Raw genomic sequence first — 15,704 nt, forward strand, 5'->3', positions numbered from 1 at the left:
TAGGCGCCGCGCGTCGGTGCTACGCGTTCGCCGCCGTGCGGCTGATACGGACGCGTTGGGCGATCAGGGCGAGGGCGCCGAAGACGATGACGGCCGCGCTGTAGACGACGGCGGTGCGGTGGAGGCCGACGTCGGTGGTGGCGAATCCGGCGACCACGGCGGGGATGCTGAAGGCGAGGTAGGAGATCACGAAGGCGACGGCGAAGAGTTCGCCGCGCTCGGCCGGTTCGGCGATCCGGGCGAGGGTGCCGAAGCTGGCCAGACCGGCGGCGCCGAAGCCGACACCGGCGACGGCGGTGCCGAGGGCGGCCGTGGTGACCGACTCGGCCTGCACTCCGGCCAGGCCGACGGCGGTGCCGGTGACCAGCAGGGCGGCGCCGAGCGCGAGGGTGCGTTCGGTGGGCCAGCCGCGCAGGGCGAAGGCGGTGATCGAGGCCGGTCCGCACAGCAGGGTGACGACGAGTCCGCCGATGACGTGGCTGGACAGGCCGAACAGTCCCACCGCGACCGAGGGGCCGAGCGCGAGGTACAGACCGCCCAGCGCCCAGCTCGCGACGAGGATCGGCACGAGTCCGACGAGGTCGGCGCGGAGCCGGGGGGCGACGCCGAGGCGCGGTTGCAGCGAGCGCGCCGCGCCGGGCCGCCGCTGCGAGGTCTCGGGCAGCAGGGAGACGAGCAGGCCCGCGAGCACCAGACCGGCGAGCAGGAGTACGTAGACCAGGCGGGTCGGGTGCGGGCCGTACTGCACGAGGAAGCCGCAGCCGAGCGCGCCCACTCCGAGGCCGAAGGTGGGGGCGGCGCCGCTGATGACTCCGGCGCGGTGCGGTGCGTGCGGCGGGTTGAGGTCGACCAGGGTCGCGCCGAGTGTCGTCATGGCCGCGCCGGTGGCGATGCCCTGGACGAAGCGGGCCACCAGCAGCACGGAGACGTCTCCCGCGACGATGAACAGCAGCATCGCGACGGCTTCGAGCGCGATGGCCGAGACGAGGACGGGGCGGCGGCCGATGTGGTCCGACAGCGCCCCGAGCACCAGCAGCGCGCCGATCATGCCGACGACGTACACCGCGAAGACGGTGGTCAGCATGGACGCGGAGAAGTTCCATTCGTGCTGGTAGACGACGTAGAGCGGGGACGGCGCGCTCGACGCCGCCATGAACAGGATGAAGATCGCGGCGATGGCGGCGAAGGCGACGGGACGGCTCAGGCCGCGCCGCCGGGAGCCGTTCCCCGCGCCCGGTATCGCCACGGGCTCGGCGCCCCGGGACGTGACACCCGGGGACGCGGGGCTCTTCTCTTGGGGCGTCAGCGCGCCGGTCATACGACTCTCCGATTGCAGTGATCGTTGCGTTAGCGACGTTCATGCTAACGCAGCGATTGGTGCGATAATTTCCGCATGACCGAAGCAGTCCAGACCCGTCCCGGTGGCCGTTCCGCACGCGTACGGGCCGCAGTGCACCGAGCCGTCGAGGAATCGCTCGCCACGGAACCGGGCGACGCGCTCACCATTCCTGCCGTCGCCGCGCGCGCCGGGGTGCACCCCACCACCGTCTACCGGCGCTGGGGTTCGGTGGCGCAGCTCCTGGCCGATGTCGCGACCAGCAGGTTCAGCGGCGACATCGTCGTACCCGACTCCGGCTCGCTGGCCGGTGACCTGGAGCGGTGGATGGGCGACGTCGCCACCGACCTCGCCGACCCCGACGTGCTGGCGCTGATGCGCGCGACGATCGGCTCGGGCCCGGAGGGCGGCTGCGCGTGCACGGCCGACCGGCACGACCAGCTCCGCGCGATCATCGAGCGCGAGCAGGCGCGCGGCGGCAAGGTCCCGTCCTTGGAGCGCGCGCTCGACACGCTGCTCGGCCCGCTGTACTACCGCGCGATCTTCAGCGCCCGGCCCGCTTCCAGCGCATGGGCGCGCGGCCTGGTCGCCACGCTGCTGGCGACCACGTAGCCGCGGGGGCCGGGGGTCACGTCACCGCGATCGGGGAGCCTCCGGCGGCCAGGGTGATGTCGAGGGTCGCGGGATTCAGGACGTGGTCGCGGACGAGATAGCCCGCGCCCGCGATCCCGGCGCGGGACTTGTAGCGGGTGGGCACGATGCGCAACTGCCGGGTGGCCAGGGGGAGTGAGCGCTGGTAGATCACCTCGCGCACGCCTGCCAGCAGGTGGTCGCCGGTGGTGCCGAGCATGCCGCCGAGGACGATGACGTCGGGGTTGAGCAGGCTGGTGGCGTAGGCGACCATCTCGCCGAGGACGCGGCCCGCGGCCCGCAGGCTGGCGACGGCCTCGGTGTCGCCGCGCTTGACCTGGGTGACGACATAGCGCGCGTCGTGGCTGTCGCTGTGCTGGCGGCTGCGCAGGTCGCGGGCGAGGGCCCAGCCGCCGATCAGGGCTTCCAGGCAGCCGAGGTTCCCGCAGCGGCACTGGGGGTCGCCGAAGCCGCCGATGTGCGCGTGGCCGATGTCGCCCGCCGCGCCCTGGGCGCCGCGGTTGATCTGGCCGCCGATCACCATGCCGCTGCCGACCCCCGTACCGGCCTTGATGTAGAGCAGGTGCGGCTCGTCGCGCCAGAACCGCCGGTGCTCGGCCAGGGTGAGCAGATTGACGTCGTTGTCGATCAGGATCGGGACCTGCCAGGTCCTGCGCAGGTGGCCGCGGATGTCGTAGCCGTCCCAGCCGGACATGATCGACCAGCCGAGCACCTTGCCCGCGTCGTAGTCCACGGGCGCGGGCAGGCCGAGGCCGATGCCCGCCACCGGTATGTCGCCCAGTCCGGCCTGGACGATCATGTCGCGCACGGTCTCGGTGATCTTGTCGAGCAGGACGTCGGGGCCCTCGCCGAGGGCGAGTCGTTCGACCCGGTCGACCAGGATGTTGGTGTTGAGGTCGGTGACCGCGATACGGGTCCGCTCCTCGCCGATGTCCACGCCGATCATCAGCATCGCCGCGTGGTTGAGCTGGAGCGTCTTGGACGGCCGGCCGCGCGAGGGCACGTTCTCCGCGCCCTCGCGGATCAGGTCGGCGGCGAACAGCGCGTCGAGCCGCTGGCCGACCGTGGACCGGGACAGGCCCGTGACCTGGGTGAGGGCGGACCGCGTGCGGGCCTGGCCCGTGGTGATGAGTTCCAGGATTCTTCCAGGCCCCTCGTCGGCTCGCCACGGTGACGGGCCGCCTGTCGTCGTACTGGTCGTCGCAGTCATCTCACTCCCGGTCTCGGACGTCGGCCAGAGCTTAGTGAAGCACGTTCTTTTGTCGGTGGAAAGACAAAAGATAAATATTTCTGCTTGACAGCCAGTGAAACATTGCGAAATATCTCTGTCATCGCCCCGTGCTCTGCCGACTGGCCGAGTTAACGGCCCCGCATCCAGGAGGAACCCCATGAAGATCACCCGATGGGCCAGCAGACCGGCACAGCTCGGAGTCATGGCCCTGGCCGGAACCTGTGCCCTCGCCGTCGCGGGGTGCAGTTCGAGCAGCGGCAGCACCACCGGCAGTTCCGGCGGAGCGGTCACGATCGGCATCGTCGAGCTGAACCTGAGCAACCCGTTCTTCGGCACCCTGGAGAAGGCGACCGAGGCCGCCGCCAAGGCCAAGGGCTGGAAGGTCATGAAGGCCGAGGCCAAGGTGCCCGGTGACTCCGCCACCCAGGTGACCGCCATCGAGAACATGATCGCCAACAAGGTCAAGGCCATCGTGCTCACCCCGGCCAACGCGACCGCGCTCAACGGCGTGGTGAAGCAGGCGAGGGACAAGGGCATCCTCGTGATGACCGTCAACTCGCCGCTGTCGCCGGAGAGCGCCGCGGACGCCACCTACGCGACCGACAACGTCGCCGCGGGAAAGCTCATCGGCCAGTGGGCCAAGGCGTCCTCGCCGCAGGACCCGCACATCGCGATGCTCGACTTCGACCTGTCCGACGGTCCGGCCAAGGGACGCCACGACGGCTTCCTCGAGGGCTACGGCATCACCGCCAAGTCGCCGCAGGTGGCGGGCACCGCGCTCACCCAGGGCACGATCGACACCGGGCAGTCCGCGATGGAGAACCTGCTGTCGGCCCACCCCGACATCAACGTCGTCTACACGATCAACGAGCCGACCGCGCACGGCGCTTACACCGCGATCAAGAACAAGGGCCTCGCGGGCAAGACCACGCTGGTCTCGGTCGACGGCGCGTGCTCCGGCGTCCAGGACGTGAAGAACGGCGTCATCGGCGCCACCGCCATGCAGTTCCCCAGCAAGATGGGTGAGATGGCCGTCGAGGCCGCCGCCGCCTACATCAAGGACGGCACCAAGCCGAAGGCCGGCGTCACCGACTCGGGCACCGTCCTGATCACCGACAAGCCGGTCAAGGGCATCGCCTCCGAGACCTCCGCCTGGGGCCTCGACCACTGCTGGGGTCCGAAGTGACAGGAACGACGACGCATGACGCGGACGCGGAGGCGCTGGAGACGGGGATCTCGCGCGGCAGCCTGCTCCGCGCCTTCGCCGGCAACCAGATCGCCGGACCGCTCGCCGCCCTGATCGTCGCGGTGATCGTCTTCACGCTGTCGACCAGCACGTTCTTCAACTCGGAGAATCTGTCGCTGATCGCCCAGCAGTCCGTCGTGGTCGGCACCCTCGCCCTCGGACAGACCCTGATCATCCTGACGTCGGGGATCGACCTGGCCAACGGCGCGATCATGGTGCTCGGTTCTGTCGTGATCGGCAAGATCGCCGTCCACAACAACCCGGCCCTGGCGCTGCTGGTCGGCCTGGTGGTGTGCGTGGCGGTCGGCTCGGTCAACGGCGCGCTGGTCTCGCTGCTGAGACTGCCACCGTTCATCGTCACCCTCGGCGTGATGTCCGTGGTGGCCGCGGCGGCCAGGCTCTACACCTCGTCGCAGACGTACCCGATCAACTCCAGCCTGCTGACCTGCCTCAACAACGGTGTGACGGTCGGCGGGGTGACGATCACCTACGGCGTGATGCTCTGGATCGGCCTCACCGCCGTCCTGGCCTACGCCCTCGGACAGACCTCCTGGGGCACGCGGGTCTACGCACTCGGTGACAACCACAAGGCCGCCGAACTCGCCGGGATCAAGGTCAAGCGCCTGCTCCTCGGGGTGTACATGGTCGCCGCGGTCGTCTACGTCTTCGCCGCCTGGCAGGCGCTCGGCCGTACCCCGACCGCCGACCCGAGCGGTTACTCGACCGCCAACCTCGACAGCATCACCGCGGTCGTCATCGGCGGCACCAGCCTGTTCGGCGGTCGCGGCGGCGTCATCGGAACGTTCATCGGCGCGCTGATCGTGACCGTGCTGCAGAACGGCCTCACCCAGGCCGGCATCGACTCGCTCTACCAGCAGGTCGCCACCGGTGTCCTGGTGGTCGTCGCGGTCGGCGTCGACCAACTCGTACGAAGGAGGCAGTCGCGATGACGCACTCCGCATCCCTGCCCGACGGGTCCGCTCCCGGCAGGTACACCCCCACCGGGTCCCAGCCCGCCGAGTCCGGGTCCCAGCCGAAGGTGCTGGAGGGCCGCGGCCTCACCAAGCACTACGGCCACGTCGTGGCCATGGACAACACCGACTTCGACCTGCGGCCCGGCGAGATCCTGGCCGTCATCGGGGACAACGGCGCGGGCAAGTCGACGCTGATCAAATCGCTGACCGGCGCGGTCGTCCCCGGCTCCGGCACCCTGCGTCTGAACGGCGAGGAAGTGCAGTTCCGCAGCCCGCTCGACGCGCGCAGGGCGGGCATCGAGACGGTGTACCAGGAGCTGGGCGTGGCCCCGGCCCTGGACATCTCGCAGAATCTCTACCTCGGCCGGGAGCAGCGCCGTCGCGGCGTACTCGGCACGGTCTTCCGGCAGCTGGACAAGGGCGCCATGCGCCGCGGCTCGGCCCAGCAGATGGCCGACCTGGGCATCCGCGTCCAGTCCATCCGGCAGAAGGTCGAGACGCTGTCCGGCGGGCAGCGGCAGGCCGTCGCGGTGGCGCGCGTCGCCGCGTGGGCGACCCGCGTCGTGGTGATGGACGAACCGACCGCCGCGCTCGGCGTGCGCGAGACGAACCAGGTCCTCGACCTGATCCTGCGCGTCCGCGACAACGGCCTGCCGGTGGTGCTCATCAGCCACAACATGCCGAACGTCTTCGAGGTCGCGGACCGGATCCACATCCACCGGCTGGGGCGGCGTATCGCCCTGGTCGACAAGAACGACACCAGCATGGAAGAAGCCGTCGCCGTCATGACCGGCGCCAAGGCGCCGGACACCCTCGTGGGCGTGGAAGCACCCGCCGGGGACTCCGCCCCGCAGAGCGCGCACGCGGCACCGACGGATCTCTCGAAAGGCGAAAATTGAACCCCCCAGGACCGGCCGCCGACCCCCAGCACAATCCCGGGGCCGACGGCGCGGACTACGACGCCCTCATCGACTCGGCCCGGGCGCTGATCACTTCCGGGCAGCGCCGGATCCTCGGAATCACGGGCGCGCCCGGCTCCGGGAAGTCCACTCTCGCCGAAGCCCTGGTGAACGCGCTCGGTGACCAGGCGGTGCTCGTCAGCCTCGACGGCTTCCACCTGGCCAACGCCGAACTGCACCGGCTCGGCCGCCACGCCTCCAAGGGGGCCGCCGACACCTTCGACGCGGCCGGTTACATCAACCTCCTGCGCCGGCTGCGCGCCCGCGACGAGGAGGTCGTCTACGCCTCGTTCTTCGACCGCGCCATCGAGGAGTCCATAGCCTGCGCGGTGCCCGTCCCCCGTGACGTCCCGCTGGTCGTCACCGAGGGCAACTACCTGCTGGTCGACGGGCCCCGGTGGGGAGCCGTACAGCCGCTGCTCGACGCGTGCTGGTACGTCGACCCCGACGAGGACGTGCGCATGGAACGGCTGATCGCCCGGCACATGCGGTACGGCCGGTCGGCGGCGGAGGCGTACGAGCGGTCGCACGGCTCCGACCAGCGCAACGCAGAACTCATTCACGCAACCCGCACCCGCGCGGACCGGATCGTCCGGGTGCCCAACGCGCAGTCAGCGCCGACGTCAACCGAGGAGCAATCGGCATGAGTGTCCTGGACCAGTTCCGGCTGAACGGCAAGGTCGCCGTCGTCACCGGCGGAAACCGCGGCATCGGCAAGGCCATCGCCACCGCGCTGGCGGAAGCGGGCGCGTCCGTCGCCATCGCGGGCCGGGACGAGGCGCGCAACGCCGAGGCGGTCGCCGAACTCACCGCGCTGGGCGCCACCGCGATCTCGACGAGGACCGACGTCACCAGCCGCGCGGACATCGTGGCCATGAACGAGCGGGTCACCGCGGAGCTCGGCCCGGTCGACGTCCTGATCAACAACGCGGGCATCGGCATCCACGGCGAGTCCCTGACCATCGACGACGACAGTTGGGACCGTGTGATGGCCACCAACCTCGACGCGGTCTGGAAGGTCAGCCAGGTCGTCGGCGAGTCGATGGTCGAGCGCGGCACCGGATCGATCGTCAACGTCGGCTCCATGTCCGGCATGATCATCAACCGCCCGCAGTGGCACGCCCCTTACGCCGTGTCCAAGGCCGGGGTGCACCACCTGACCAAGTCCCTGGCCGCCGAGTGGGCGCCGAGGTCGGTACGGGTCAACGCGATCGCGCCCGGTTACACGAAGACCGAGATCTCGGACATCGACCTGCCCGAGTACAAGCACTACTGGATCGACGAAGTGCCCATGCAGCGGTACGCGCAGGCGTCGGAGATCGCCCCGGCCGCGCTCTACCTGGCCAGCCCCGCCTCGTCCTTCGTCACCGGCGAGATCCTCGTCATCGACGGCGGCTACACCCTCTGGTGAGCCGGCGGGCCCCGCCCCGCCCGCACCCTCTTTTCGTGTCGAAGGAGCGCTCGTGACGAGCACGTACGTTCAGCATGCCCACATACCCTGGACCGAGGACGACCAGCGGGCCGTGACCACCGCCCGCGTCCTGGCCATGGACGCCGTGCAGGAGGCGGGCCACGGTCACCCCGGCACCGCCGTCAGCCTGGCGCCCGCCGCCCATCTGATATTCCGGCGCTTCCTGCGCCACGACCCCGCCGACCCCCGGTGGCGCGGGCGGGACCGGTTCGTCCTGTCCTGCGGTCACTCCAGCCTCACGCTGTACATCCAGCTCTACCTCGCCGGATATCCGCTCACGCTGGACGACCTGCGCGCCTACCGGAAGCGCGGCAGCCTCACCCCTGCGCACCCCGAATGGGGGCACACGCCGGGTGTGGAGACCACGACCGGGCCGCTCGGCCAGGGCATCGCCACCGCGGTCGGGATGGCGATGGGCGCCCGCCGCGAGCGCGGCCTGCTCGACCCCGACGCGCCCGAGGGGACAAGCCCCTTCGACCACCGGGTGTTCGTCCTGTGCTCCGACGGCGACATCCAGGAGGGCATCAGCGCCGAGGCCGGTTCCTTCGCGGGTCACCAGCGCCTGGGCAACCTCGTCGTCGTCTACGACGACAACCGGATCTCCATCGAGGGCAGCACGGACCTGGCCACGAGCGAGGATGTCGGCGCCCGCTACGAGGCGTACGGATGGCACGTGCAGCGGGTCGGCCTCGCGGCCGACGGCGACATCGACGTGTCCGCACTGTCGCGGGCGCTGGAGGAAGCCGCCGCCGAGACGACGCGGCCGTCGATCGTCTTGATGCGCAGCATCATCTCCTGGCCGGTGCCCGGCGCGCAGAACACCGCGAAGTCGCACGGCTCCGCTCTCGGGGCCGACGCGGTCCGCGCGGCGAAGTCCGTCCTCGGCGTGAACCCGGACACCGCCTTCGACGTATCGGCCGATCTCCACGACCGGCTGACGTCGGCGGCGCGCGCGGCGGGATCGGCGGCCCACCGGGAGTGGGACGCGGCGTTCGACGCGTGGGCGCGCGGGAATCCGGACGGGCGGGCGCTGCTCGACCGGCTGACGGCCAAGGGGCTCCCCGCCGCCTTCGAGGACGCGCGTCCGGTCTTCGCGGCGGACACCCAGGTGGCCACGCGGAAGGCGTTCGGGCGGGCGTTGAACGCGGCGGCGGCGGAACTGCCCGAGCTGTGGGGCGGCTCGTCCGACCTCGGCGACTCCAACAACACGACGGTGGAGGGCAGTTCGTCCTTCCTTCCGGCGTCGAGCGCGCAGCCCGGCGCCGACCCGGCGGGACGCACCGTCCACTGGGGAATCCGCGAGCACTTCATGGCCGCCGCGATGAACGGCATCGCGCTGTCGGGCCTCAGCCGTCCCTACGGCGGCACCTTCCTCGTCTTCAGCGACTACATGCGCCCGGCGGTACGGCTCGCCGCGCTGATGAAGCTGCCGACGCTCTACGTGTGGACGCACGACTCCATCGGCCTCGGCGAGGACGGCCCGACCCACCAGCCGGTCGAGCACCTGGCGTCCCTGCGCGCGATACCGGGCCTGGACATCGTGCGGCCCGGTGACGCCAACGAGACGGCCGTCGCCCTGTGGAAGGTGCTCGGCGCGGCCGGGTCCGCCGGGCCGACCGGTTTCAGCCTCAGCCGTCAGGACCTGCCGGTCTTCCCCGACGGCACGGACGGGTTCGGCTCGGCCGCCGAGGCGGTCAGGGGCGGTTACGTACGGTACGAGGCGCCCGTCGCGGACCCGTCGGCCGGTCCGGCCGACCCGGACGTCGTGGTCATCGCCACCGGGTCCGAGGTGCAGCTCGCCGTCGCCGCGGCGCGGGCGCTGGCCGCGGACGGGATACGGGCGCGCGTCGTGTCGATGCCGTGCCGTGAGTGGTTCGACGCGCAGGACGCGGCGTACCGCGACAGTGTCATCCCGCCGGGCGTACGCCGCCGGATCGCGGTCGAGGCGGGCGTCGGTCAGGGCTGGTACGACCTGATCGGCCTCGACGGCCGGTCGATCGGCGTCCAGGAGTTCGGCGCGTCGGCGTCGGCCGCCGAACTCTACGAGCACTTCGGGCTGACGGCGGACGCGGTCGCGTCGGCGGCGCGGGAGCTGATGGGCAGGTAGTGAGGCGGCAGCGGGGCCGCCGGTCGGAGCGCGGGGTTCGGGCGTACGCGCAGGTGTGAGGCGCAGGCGTCGCAGGCGTCAGGCATACGCGTCGTCCTCCGGCCGTCAGTAGTCAGCCGTCAGCCGTCGAAGGAGGCGGCCAGGCGGTTGCTCTGCGAGACCGGGAGTTCGCGCTCGATCAGCGGGATGAAGTCGCGCTGTTCGTGGCCGAGGAACTGGTCGATGTCGGCCAGCACACCGTTGACGGTCTGGGCGCGCGTTCCGGCCGGACCCGGCGACGCGATGGAGCCGTCGAGGAGGGCGAGGAGGTACGCGCCTTCCTCGCGGTCGCGCCTGACCGCCTCGGCGACCGGCGGGTGGGACTCCAGCGCGCGCCCCGCCGTGGCGTCCTTGGCGGCGCAGTGCCGACGGAAGGCGTCGGCCACAGGCCGCAGATCGGCCGGGGCGGTCGTCTCCCTGTTGAACAGCGCCTGGATCATGTCGTGCACCGCCGTGCCCGACTCCAGCAGCCGGACGGACACGCCGTGGAAGCGGGCCCGGTCGGCGGTGGCGGCCTCGGTCTCCGCGTCCCGGACCGACTGGTCGAACTCCTCGGAGTGGTTCTGGATGTTGTGCGGCCCCTTGGGCCGGTCCCCCATGCCATGGCCCGCGGTGCCGCCGTCCGTCGCCGGGTCCCACACGGTCGCGCCCTGCCGTCGCGTTGCCTCGTTCATGTCCGGACCTCCTCCACCGGGGGCGAGCCGCGGCGCGTGAGCCGCGACACGCGGGCGAACACCCCGATTGTCCCCCTCTCCCCCATTCTCCGCCCCTCCACCGCCTCTCCACCCGGCCGCGTCCCCGGCCACCGGCGGCGGAGGGGCGGCTGTCGTACGAACGTGACGAGATGGACTCGCACAATTATTCGAACACGTGCCAGGATTGCCCCCATGAAGCAGCACGACTTCCCCGCTGATCTCATCGAGGCGCAGCGCGACTGGTACATCACCTACCGCCTGCTCGCCGACGCTCCCGCCGGTACGCAGACCACCGTGCTCCGGCGCCGCCTGCAAAGGCTCTCCGTCCGGATCTCCACCCATCCCTACTGGGCGTCGCTGCCCGGAACGGCTCCGGCCGCCCGGATGGAGCTCAAGCAACTGACCTGGGCCGCCTCCGAGCAGTCCCCCCGGCCGGCCGTGTGACCTCGGACTCCGGGCCGGGCGCGACCGCCCCCCGACCGTCCCGGCTCGCCGCCCCCGGGCTTGTCCCGCCGTCGGGGCATAATGCAGACAGATCTGTCCGAAAGGTGACGGTCATGGCGACTTCCCGGACCACCACGAAGCCGTCGGCGCGTGAGCGACTGCTCGCCGCCGCGGACGAGCTGTTCTACGCCGAGGGCGTGCGGAGCGTCGGCATCGACCGGGTCATCGAGCACGCGGGCGTGGCCAAGGCGTCGCTGTACAACACCTTCGGCGGCAAGGAACAGCTCATCCGGGCCTACCTCGACAGCCGCCACGCGGGCATCACCCAGCGGATCACCGACGCGGTCGACAGCCGCGACACTCCGCGCGAGCGGCTGCTGGCGGTCTTCGAGGCGCAGGGCGCGCTCTTCGGGGAACCGGACTTCCACGGCTGCGCCTTCGTCCGGGCCGGCGCGGAGGCCGGTCCCGGCAGTCTCGTGGAGGGGGCCGCGGACAACTACCGTGCCTGGCTGCGGGAGTTGTTCACCCGCCTCGCCGGTGAGGCGGGCGCCGCCGACCCGCGGTCGCTGGGCCGCCAGCTCCATCTGCTCTACGACGGCGCCGGGATCTCCGCCCGGATGGACCGCGACCCCTCGGCGGCCGTCGCCGCCCGGGCCGCCGCCTCGGCGCTGATCGCGGCGGGGACCGGTGACGTCGGCCGGACCGGGCCCGCCGTGACGGTGGCGGGTGCGCTCGGCTGACGCCCTCCGTACGATCGGCCCCGCTGCGGACAGGCGTACGGGATCGGTCAGGCCCTAGGAATCCCGGTCGTCCGGTCCGGCGCCGGAGCGCTCGCGCAGGATGCTCTCGACGGCCGCCGGATCGTCCGGGGTGATGAAGGGCCGGACGAATTTCCCGGTGTCCAGGACGAGACCTTCCGTCTTGGACAGCCGCCGCGGATCGAGGCTCGCCCAGTAACGGGGGTTCGCGGTGCCCCAGATGCGGCCCTGCCCGCTGAACACGCCCATCTTCACGCGGGTGACCGTGCGGATCGACGCGTACGGAATCGTCTTCGTGCCCCAGGGGAAGTAGTAGCCGCGGATCCGGAGCGCGTCAGGTGTGCACTCGATCCAGCCGTCCTGGTAGCTCGTGCTCATGTCCCCGCCCTCTCTCCTCATTCCTCCGCCTCCCCATTCCTCCGCCTCCCCACGGAACGGATGATCAATCCCGTCGCGGTCCGCGCGCGGTACGGCTTCCGATGCCGGTGCCCAGGCCGGTGCCGGTGCCGGTGCCGGTCAGCGGGACGCGATGGCGACGAGTTCGGTCAGGGAGTTGATCCGCCAGTCCGCGGCGGCGGCCACGTCGGGGTCGTCGGCCCACAGGTGGCCCCAGGGCCCGCGGCGCAGGTGGGCGACGCGCAGTCCCGCGCGCTTCGCGGGGAAGACGTCGTTGCCGGGGTGGTCGCCGACGTAGAGGATCTCTTCGGGTTCGGCCCCCGCGACCTCGACGACCTTCGCGTAGAAGCCGGGGCTCGGTTTGGCGACGGCCCATTCCGCGGAGGTGGCGACCAGGTCGAGCGGCAGGTCGAGGCCGCGGAGCAGCTCCCCGACCCGGGCGGTCTGGTTGCCGGCGGCGAGCACCTTGATGCCGGCCTCCCGCAGCCGGGCCAGCGCGGGGCGGACGTCCGGGTACAGATCCGTCTCGTCCAGGTGCTCGCCCCGCCCGGCCGCCTCCCTGGCGGCGTAGGCGGCGGGGATGTCGAGGCCGGGGGTGATCAGCCGCAGCGCGTCGCCGTCGTCGCGCCCTTCGGCGACGACCGCTCCCACCAGGGCCGAGACGGTGTGTGACGGGACGCCGAGCCAGTCGGCCCAGCCCGCCCAGTGCCGCGCGTCGGAAATCAGGGTCTCGCCGATGTCGAACACGATCGTGGTAGTCATCGTCGTCACCCTAGGGCAGCCGCCGCGCCGCCCGGCGCGCCACGACCGGTCCTTCACTCCGTCGTGGCGGCCGTCGGCTCACCGGTGGACGCGCGGGGCGGGCGGACGGCGGCCCGTCTCACCTCACACGCGCGTGCTCTTCCCCCGCGGGCGGGGACGGGTGCGGCAGGAGCTGGTCGGCGCGCAGCAGTTGGCCGGGGGTGTGGAGCTGGGCGCGGAGCGCGAAGGTGGCGGGCGCGTCGAGCGGGGCGATGACGGTACGGCCGCCGGGCGCGCGGACGGCGAGCAGCTCCGCCGGGTCGATCTCGTCGGTGTCGAGGAGGTCGGGGCTGTGGCTGGTCGCGATGACCTGGCGGCGGTCGCTGGCGTCCCGCAGCGCGGCCAGCAGCGCGCCGGTCGCCGTGGGGTGCAGGGCGGTCTCGGGCTCCTCGACGGCCACCGTGCTGTAGGCGCCGCCCGCGGGGGTGAACAGCGAGGTGAGGACGCCGAGTGCGCGCAGGGTGCCGTCGGAGACGGAGGGCGCGCCGAACCGCCAGGGCGCCTTGGCGCCGGGCACGTCCTGGGTGAACTCCAGGATCTCGCGGCCCCCGCGCGTGCGCCGGGTCACGCCGTGGATGCCCGGCACGATCTGCCGCAGATAGCTCTCGATCCGCGCCTTGTCCTCCCGGCCGCGCGCGCTCCGGCCCAGCCGGTGCAGTACCGCGGCGATGTCGGAGCCGTCGCGCTGGAGGAGTTGACCGGATCCGGGCGTCCGCGGCTCGCGCATGGCCTCCGGGTTGAGGGTGAACACGCCGATGTCGGCGAGGCCGTCGTGGACGTGCTTGAAGGGCTTGCGGGTGGCGAGGTCGGCGAGCAGCAGGCGGTGACGGTCGGCCGCGGGCATACCGGACTCGGTGCTGGAGGTCAGCACCCCGTCGTCCACCCGGTAGGCGGCCTCGGCCGGTGCGGTGCCCGCGCCGTCGCGGGCGGCGGCGGGCCGTACGGTGCAGTGCTCGCGGACGATACGGAAGCCGCCGCCGCGTTCGGCCGCGACCTGGATTCCGTAGCCGCCGTCGCCGTGCGGGCCGCGGAAGTCGAGGTCGACGCTGAAGCGGGTCGGGTGTCCCGCCGACCTGCGGCGGACCTGCGCGACGCCGCCGCGCCGGTCGAGTGCTTCGTCGAGGGAGGTCCGCAGTCCCTCGGAGACCAGGCGCAGGGCGTCGAGGAAGTTGCTCTTCCCCGAGCCGTTGGGCCCGATCAGGAAGACGAGCGGGCCGAGCGCCACGTCGGCTTCCGGGATGCTGCGGTACTGCCGCAGCCGGACACGGGTCAGAGAGAAGGAGGTGTCCTGCATGCGGCCAGTCTGTCAGCCGCGCCGCCGGGATCCGCGCCGACCGGGCGGGTCGCGCGGTGGCGTGGCGCGGCGGAGGCGCGATCCGGCCATGAAGCGGCGCGTTCCGGGCAGGAGCGGGCCAGGGCCGGACGGGCCCTGGGAGCCGCGCGGGCGTGGGTGGTACGGCCGCGGACGTTCACCGAAGGGATCACCGCGTGATCGTGGATTGCGCCATCTACCGGGACGGTCGTCGCGAGAAGACGCCGGACGACCTGTCCGACGCGCTCGCCGAGGCCCGCGCGTCGGGGAACTGCTTCGTCTGGATCGGCATGCACGAGCCGACGACGAGCGAGTTCGACCGGGTCGCCACCGAGTTCGACCTGCATCCGCTGGCCGTCGAGGACGCGCTCAAGGCCCGTCAGCGGCCGAAGATGGAAGCGTACGACGGGGCGCTGTTCACGGTCGTGCGGCCGTTGCGCTACGACGACGAGAAGAGCCGCGTCACGGCCGACGAGCTGATGATCTTCATCGGCGACTCCTTCGTGGTGACGGTGCGGCACGGGCACGCGAAGACGGCCGCCGACGCCCGTTCCCGTTTGGAGAAGTCCCCCGAGGTGCTGCGGCACGGTCCGGTGGCCGTGCTCTACGCGATCTGCGACGCGGTCGTGGACGACTATCTGGACATCGCCGCGGAGCTGCAAGTGGATCTGGAGGAGTTGGAGGAGCAGGTCTTCTCCCCCACCGGCGGCGACTCCTCGCGGGTGGCGGGCGTCATCTACTCCTTCAAGCGCCAGGTGCTGGAATTCCGCCGGGCCATCAGTCCGCTCTCGGAGCCGATGGCCCGGCTGGCCGGCGGCAACGCGCCGTTCGTGGACGCGCGCACCAAGCCGTTCTTCCGCGATGTCGCCGACCACCTGGCGCGCGTCAACGAGGCGGAGGAAGGGCTCGACCGGCTGCTGTCCGACATCCTGGCGGCGCATCTGACGCAGGTGGGTGTGCGGCAGAACGACGACATGCGCAAGATCTCCGCGTGGGCGGCCATGGCGGCGGCCCCGACGATGATCGCCGGGATCTACGGCATGAACTTCGACCACATGCCGGAGCTGCGCCAGGTCTGGGGCTATCCGGCGGTGCTCGGCCTGATGGCGTCGGTGGTGACCTTCCTGTACTTCCTGTTCAAGCGGCGCGGCTGGCTCTGAGCCGGTGCGGGTCGGGCGGTCCCGTTCACTCCTTGATTTCGCAGATGACGGCGCCGGAGGAGACGGAGGTGCCGACTTCGGCCTTGAGGCCGATGACGGTGCCCGACCGGTGGGCGTTCAGGGG

The 15,704-nt window shown here is 71.7% G+C and carries 16 protein-coding genes; 10 read left to right on the top strand and 6 right to left on the bottom strand.

Annotation, left to right across the window (positions count from 1 at the left end):
• Positions 1 to 19: 19 nt before the first annotated feature.
• Positions 20 to 1,318 carry an MFS transporter gene (locus ACFZAM_RS35960; protein ID WP_355347595.1) on the bottom strand — a complete coding sequence of 433 codons (1,299 nt, stop codon included), beginning with the start codon at positions 1,316 to 1,318 and terminating at the stop codon, positions 20 to 22.
• A gap of 75 nt (positions 1,319 to 1,393) precedes the next feature.
• Between ACFZAM_RS35960 and ACFZAM_RS35965 the strand changes: the two genes are divergently transcribed.
• Positions 1,394 to 1,948: a TetR/AcrR family transcriptional regulator C-terminal ligand-binding domain-containing protein gene (locus ACFZAM_RS35965; protein WP_391052490.1), complete on the top strand. Its 555-nt coding sequence runs from the start codon at positions 1,394 to 1,396 to the stop codon at positions 1,946 to 1,948.
• A 16-nt stretch (positions 1,949 to 1,964) separates the two neighbouring features.
• Here the strand turns inward: ACFZAM_RS35965 and ACFZAM_RS35970 are convergent, their stop codons facing one another.
• The gene (locus tag ACFZAM_RS35970; protein ID WP_355347602.1) at positions 1,965 to 3,197 is read right to left on the bottom strand and encodes an ROK family protein; all 1,233 of its coding nucleotides are present in this window, start codon (positions 3,195 to 3,197) and stop codon (positions 1,965 to 1,967) included.
• 178 nt (positions 3,198 to 3,375) lie between these two features.
• Between ACFZAM_RS35970 and ACFZAM_RS35975 the strand changes: the two genes are divergently transcribed.
• From ACFZAM_RS35975 to tkt, 6 genes are read left to right on the top strand one after another with little or no spacing between them, the layout of a single operon-like run.
• Positions 3,376 to 4,404 (top strand): substrate-binding domain-containing protein, encoded by a 1,029-nt coding sequence (locus ACFZAM_RS35975; RefSeq protein WP_355347605.1) that lies wholly within the window; start codon positions 3,376 to 3,378, stop codon positions 4,402 to 4,404.
• A complete protein-coding gene (locus ACFZAM_RS35980; protein WP_355347608.1) occupies positions 4,401 to 5,414 on the top strand; it encodes an ABC transporter permease in 1,014 nt (337 codons plus the stop codon). Before ACFZAM_RS35975 ends, ACFZAM_RS35980 begins: the two co-directional genes overlap by 4 nt.
• Positions 5,411 to 6,337, top strand: coding sequence for an ATP-binding cassette domain-containing protein (locus ACFZAM_RS35985; RefSeq protein WP_391052495.1), 927 nt, complete (start codon positions 5,411 to 5,413; stop codon positions 6,335 to 6,337). Before ACFZAM_RS35980 ends, ACFZAM_RS35985 begins: the two co-directional genes overlap by 4 nt.
• Positions 6,334 to 7,044, top strand: coding sequence for a nucleoside/nucleotide kinase family protein (locus ACFZAM_RS35990; RefSeq protein WP_391052497.1), 711 nt, complete (start codon positions 6,334 to 6,336; stop codon positions 7,042 to 7,044). Before ACFZAM_RS35985 ends, ACFZAM_RS35990 begins: the two co-directional genes overlap by 4 nt.
• Entirely contained in the window at positions 7,041 to 7,808 is a 768-nt protein-coding gene (locus ACFZAM_RS35995) for a glucose 1-dehydrogenase (protein WP_355347616.1), read from the top strand. The genes ACFZAM_RS35990 and ACFZAM_RS35995 overlap by 4 nt, the downstream gene beginning before the upstream one ends.
• A gap of 52 nt (positions 7,809 to 7,860) precedes the next feature.
• Positions 7,861 to 9,975, top strand: a complete 2,115-nt coding sequence (tkt, locus tag ACFZAM_RS36000; RefSeq protein WP_391052500.1) for a transketolase — start codon at positions 7,861 to 7,863, stop codon at positions 9,973 to 9,975.
• 119 nt (positions 9,976 to 10,094) lie between these two features.
• Here tkt and ACFZAM_RS36005 read toward each other — a convergent pair whose 3' ends face one another.
• Complete coding sequence (locus ACFZAM_RS36005) at positions 10,095 to 10,688, bottom strand: hypothetical protein (RefSeq protein ID WP_391052503.1); 594 nt, start codon at positions 10,686 to 10,688, stop codon at positions 10,095 to 10,097.
• 213 nt (positions 10,689 to 10,901) lie between these two features.
• Here ACFZAM_RS36005 and ACFZAM_RS36010 point away from each other — a divergent pair, with 213 nt between their 5' ends.
• A complete protein-coding gene (locus ACFZAM_RS36010) occupies positions 10,902 to 11,153 on the top strand; it encodes a hypothetical protein (RefSeq protein WP_355347625.1) in 252 nt (83 codons plus the stop codon).
• A 113-nt stretch (positions 11,154 to 11,266) separates the two neighbouring features.
• A complete protein-coding gene (locus ACFZAM_RS36015) occupies positions 11,267 to 11,893 on the top strand; it encodes a TetR family transcriptional regulator (RefSeq protein WP_391052507.1) in 627 nt (208 codons plus the stop codon).
• Positions 11,894 to 11,947: 54 nt separating this feature from the next.
• Here the strand turns inward: ACFZAM_RS36015 and ACFZAM_RS36020 are convergent, their stop codons facing one another.
• The 3 genes from ACFZAM_RS36020 to ACFZAM_RS36030 all read right to left on the bottom strand — a co-directional run bounded on the left by ACFZAM_RS36020 (position 11,948) and on the right by ACFZAM_RS36030 (position 14,402).
• A complete protein-coding gene (locus ACFZAM_RS36020) occupies positions 11,948 to 12,289 on the bottom strand; it encodes a hypothetical protein (RefSeq protein ID WP_355347631.1) in 342 nt (113 codons plus the stop codon).
• A 138-nt stretch (positions 12,290 to 12,427) separates the two neighbouring features.
• Entirely contained in the window at positions 12,428 to 13,069 is a 642-nt protein-coding gene (locus tag ACFZAM_RS36025) for an HAD-IIIA family hydrolase (protein WP_355347634.1), read from the bottom strand.
• Positions 13,070 to 13,187: 118 nt separating this feature from the next.
• Positions 13,188 to 14,402, bottom strand: coding sequence for an AAA family ATPase (locus ACFZAM_RS36030; RefSeq protein ID WP_391052510.1), 1,215 nt, complete (start codon positions 14,400 to 14,402; stop codon positions 13,188 to 13,190).
• Between the two features lie 194 nt (positions 14,403 to 14,596).
• Between ACFZAM_RS36030 and corA the strand changes: the two genes are divergently transcribed.
• A complete protein-coding gene (gene corA / locus ACFZAM_RS36035; protein ID WP_355347640.1) occupies positions 14,597 to 15,580 on the top strand; it encodes a magnesium/cobalt transporter CorA in 984 nt (327 codons plus the stop codon).
• Positions 15,581 to 15,704 lie beyond the last annotated feature (124 nt).

This window comes from Streptomyces sp. NPDC008079, assembly GCF_042957385.1.
GTDB lineage: Bacteria > Actinomycetota > Actinomycetes > Streptomycetales > Streptomycetaceae > Actinacidiphila.

Bases quoted from the DNA above. Each gene is read 5' to 3' on its own strand.
- ACFZAM_RS35995 (WP_355347616.1), top strand. From the start codon at position 7,041: ATGAGTGTCCTGGACCAGTTCCGGCTGAACGGCAAGGTCGCCGTCGTC.
- ACFZAM_RS35985 (WP_391052495.1), top strand. From the start codon at position 5,411: ATGACGCACTCCGCATCCCTGCCCGACGGGTCCGCTCCCGGCAGGTAC.
- ACFZAM_RS35975 (WP_355347605.1), top strand. From the start codon at position 3,376: ATGAAGATCACCCGATGGGCCAGCAGACCGGCACAGCTCGGAGTCATG.
- ACFZAM_RS36005 (WP_391052503.1), bottom strand. From the start codon at position 10,688: ATGAACGAGGCAACGCGACGGCAGGGCGCGACCGTGTGGGACCCGGCG.
- ACFZAM_RS35965 (WP_391052490.1), top strand. From the start codon at position 1,394: ATGACCGAAGCAGTCCAGACCCGTCCCGGTGGCCGTTCCGCACGCGTA.
- ACFZAM_RS36030 (WP_391052510.1), bottom strand. From the start codon at position 14,402: ATGCAGGACACCTCCTTCTCTCTGACCCGTGTCCGGCTGCGGCAGTAC.
- ACFZAM_RS35960 (WP_355347595.1), bottom strand. From the start codon at position 1,318: ATGACCGGCGCGCTGACGCCCCAAGAGAAGAGCCCCGCGTCCCCGGGT.
- ACFZAM_RS35970 (WP_355347602.1), bottom strand. From the start codon at position 3,197: ATGACTGCGACGACCAGTACGACGACAGGCGGCCCGTCACCGTGGCGA.
- ACFZAM_RS36025 (WP_355347634.1), bottom strand. From the start codon at position 13,069: ATGACTACCACGATCGTGTTCGACATCGGCGAGACCCTGATTTCCGAC.
- ACFZAM_RS36010 (WP_355347625.1), top strand. From the start codon at position 10,902: ATGAAGCAGCACGACTTCCCCGCTGATCTCATCGAGGCGCAGCGCGAC.
- ACFZAM_RS36020 (WP_355347631.1), bottom strand. From the start codon at position 12,289: ATGAGCACGAGCTACCAGGACGGCTGGATCGAGTGCACACCTGACGCG.
- ACFZAM_RS36015 (WP_391052507.1), top strand. From the start codon at position 11,267: ATGGCGACTTCCCGGACCACCACGAAGCCGTCGGCGCGTGAGCGACTG.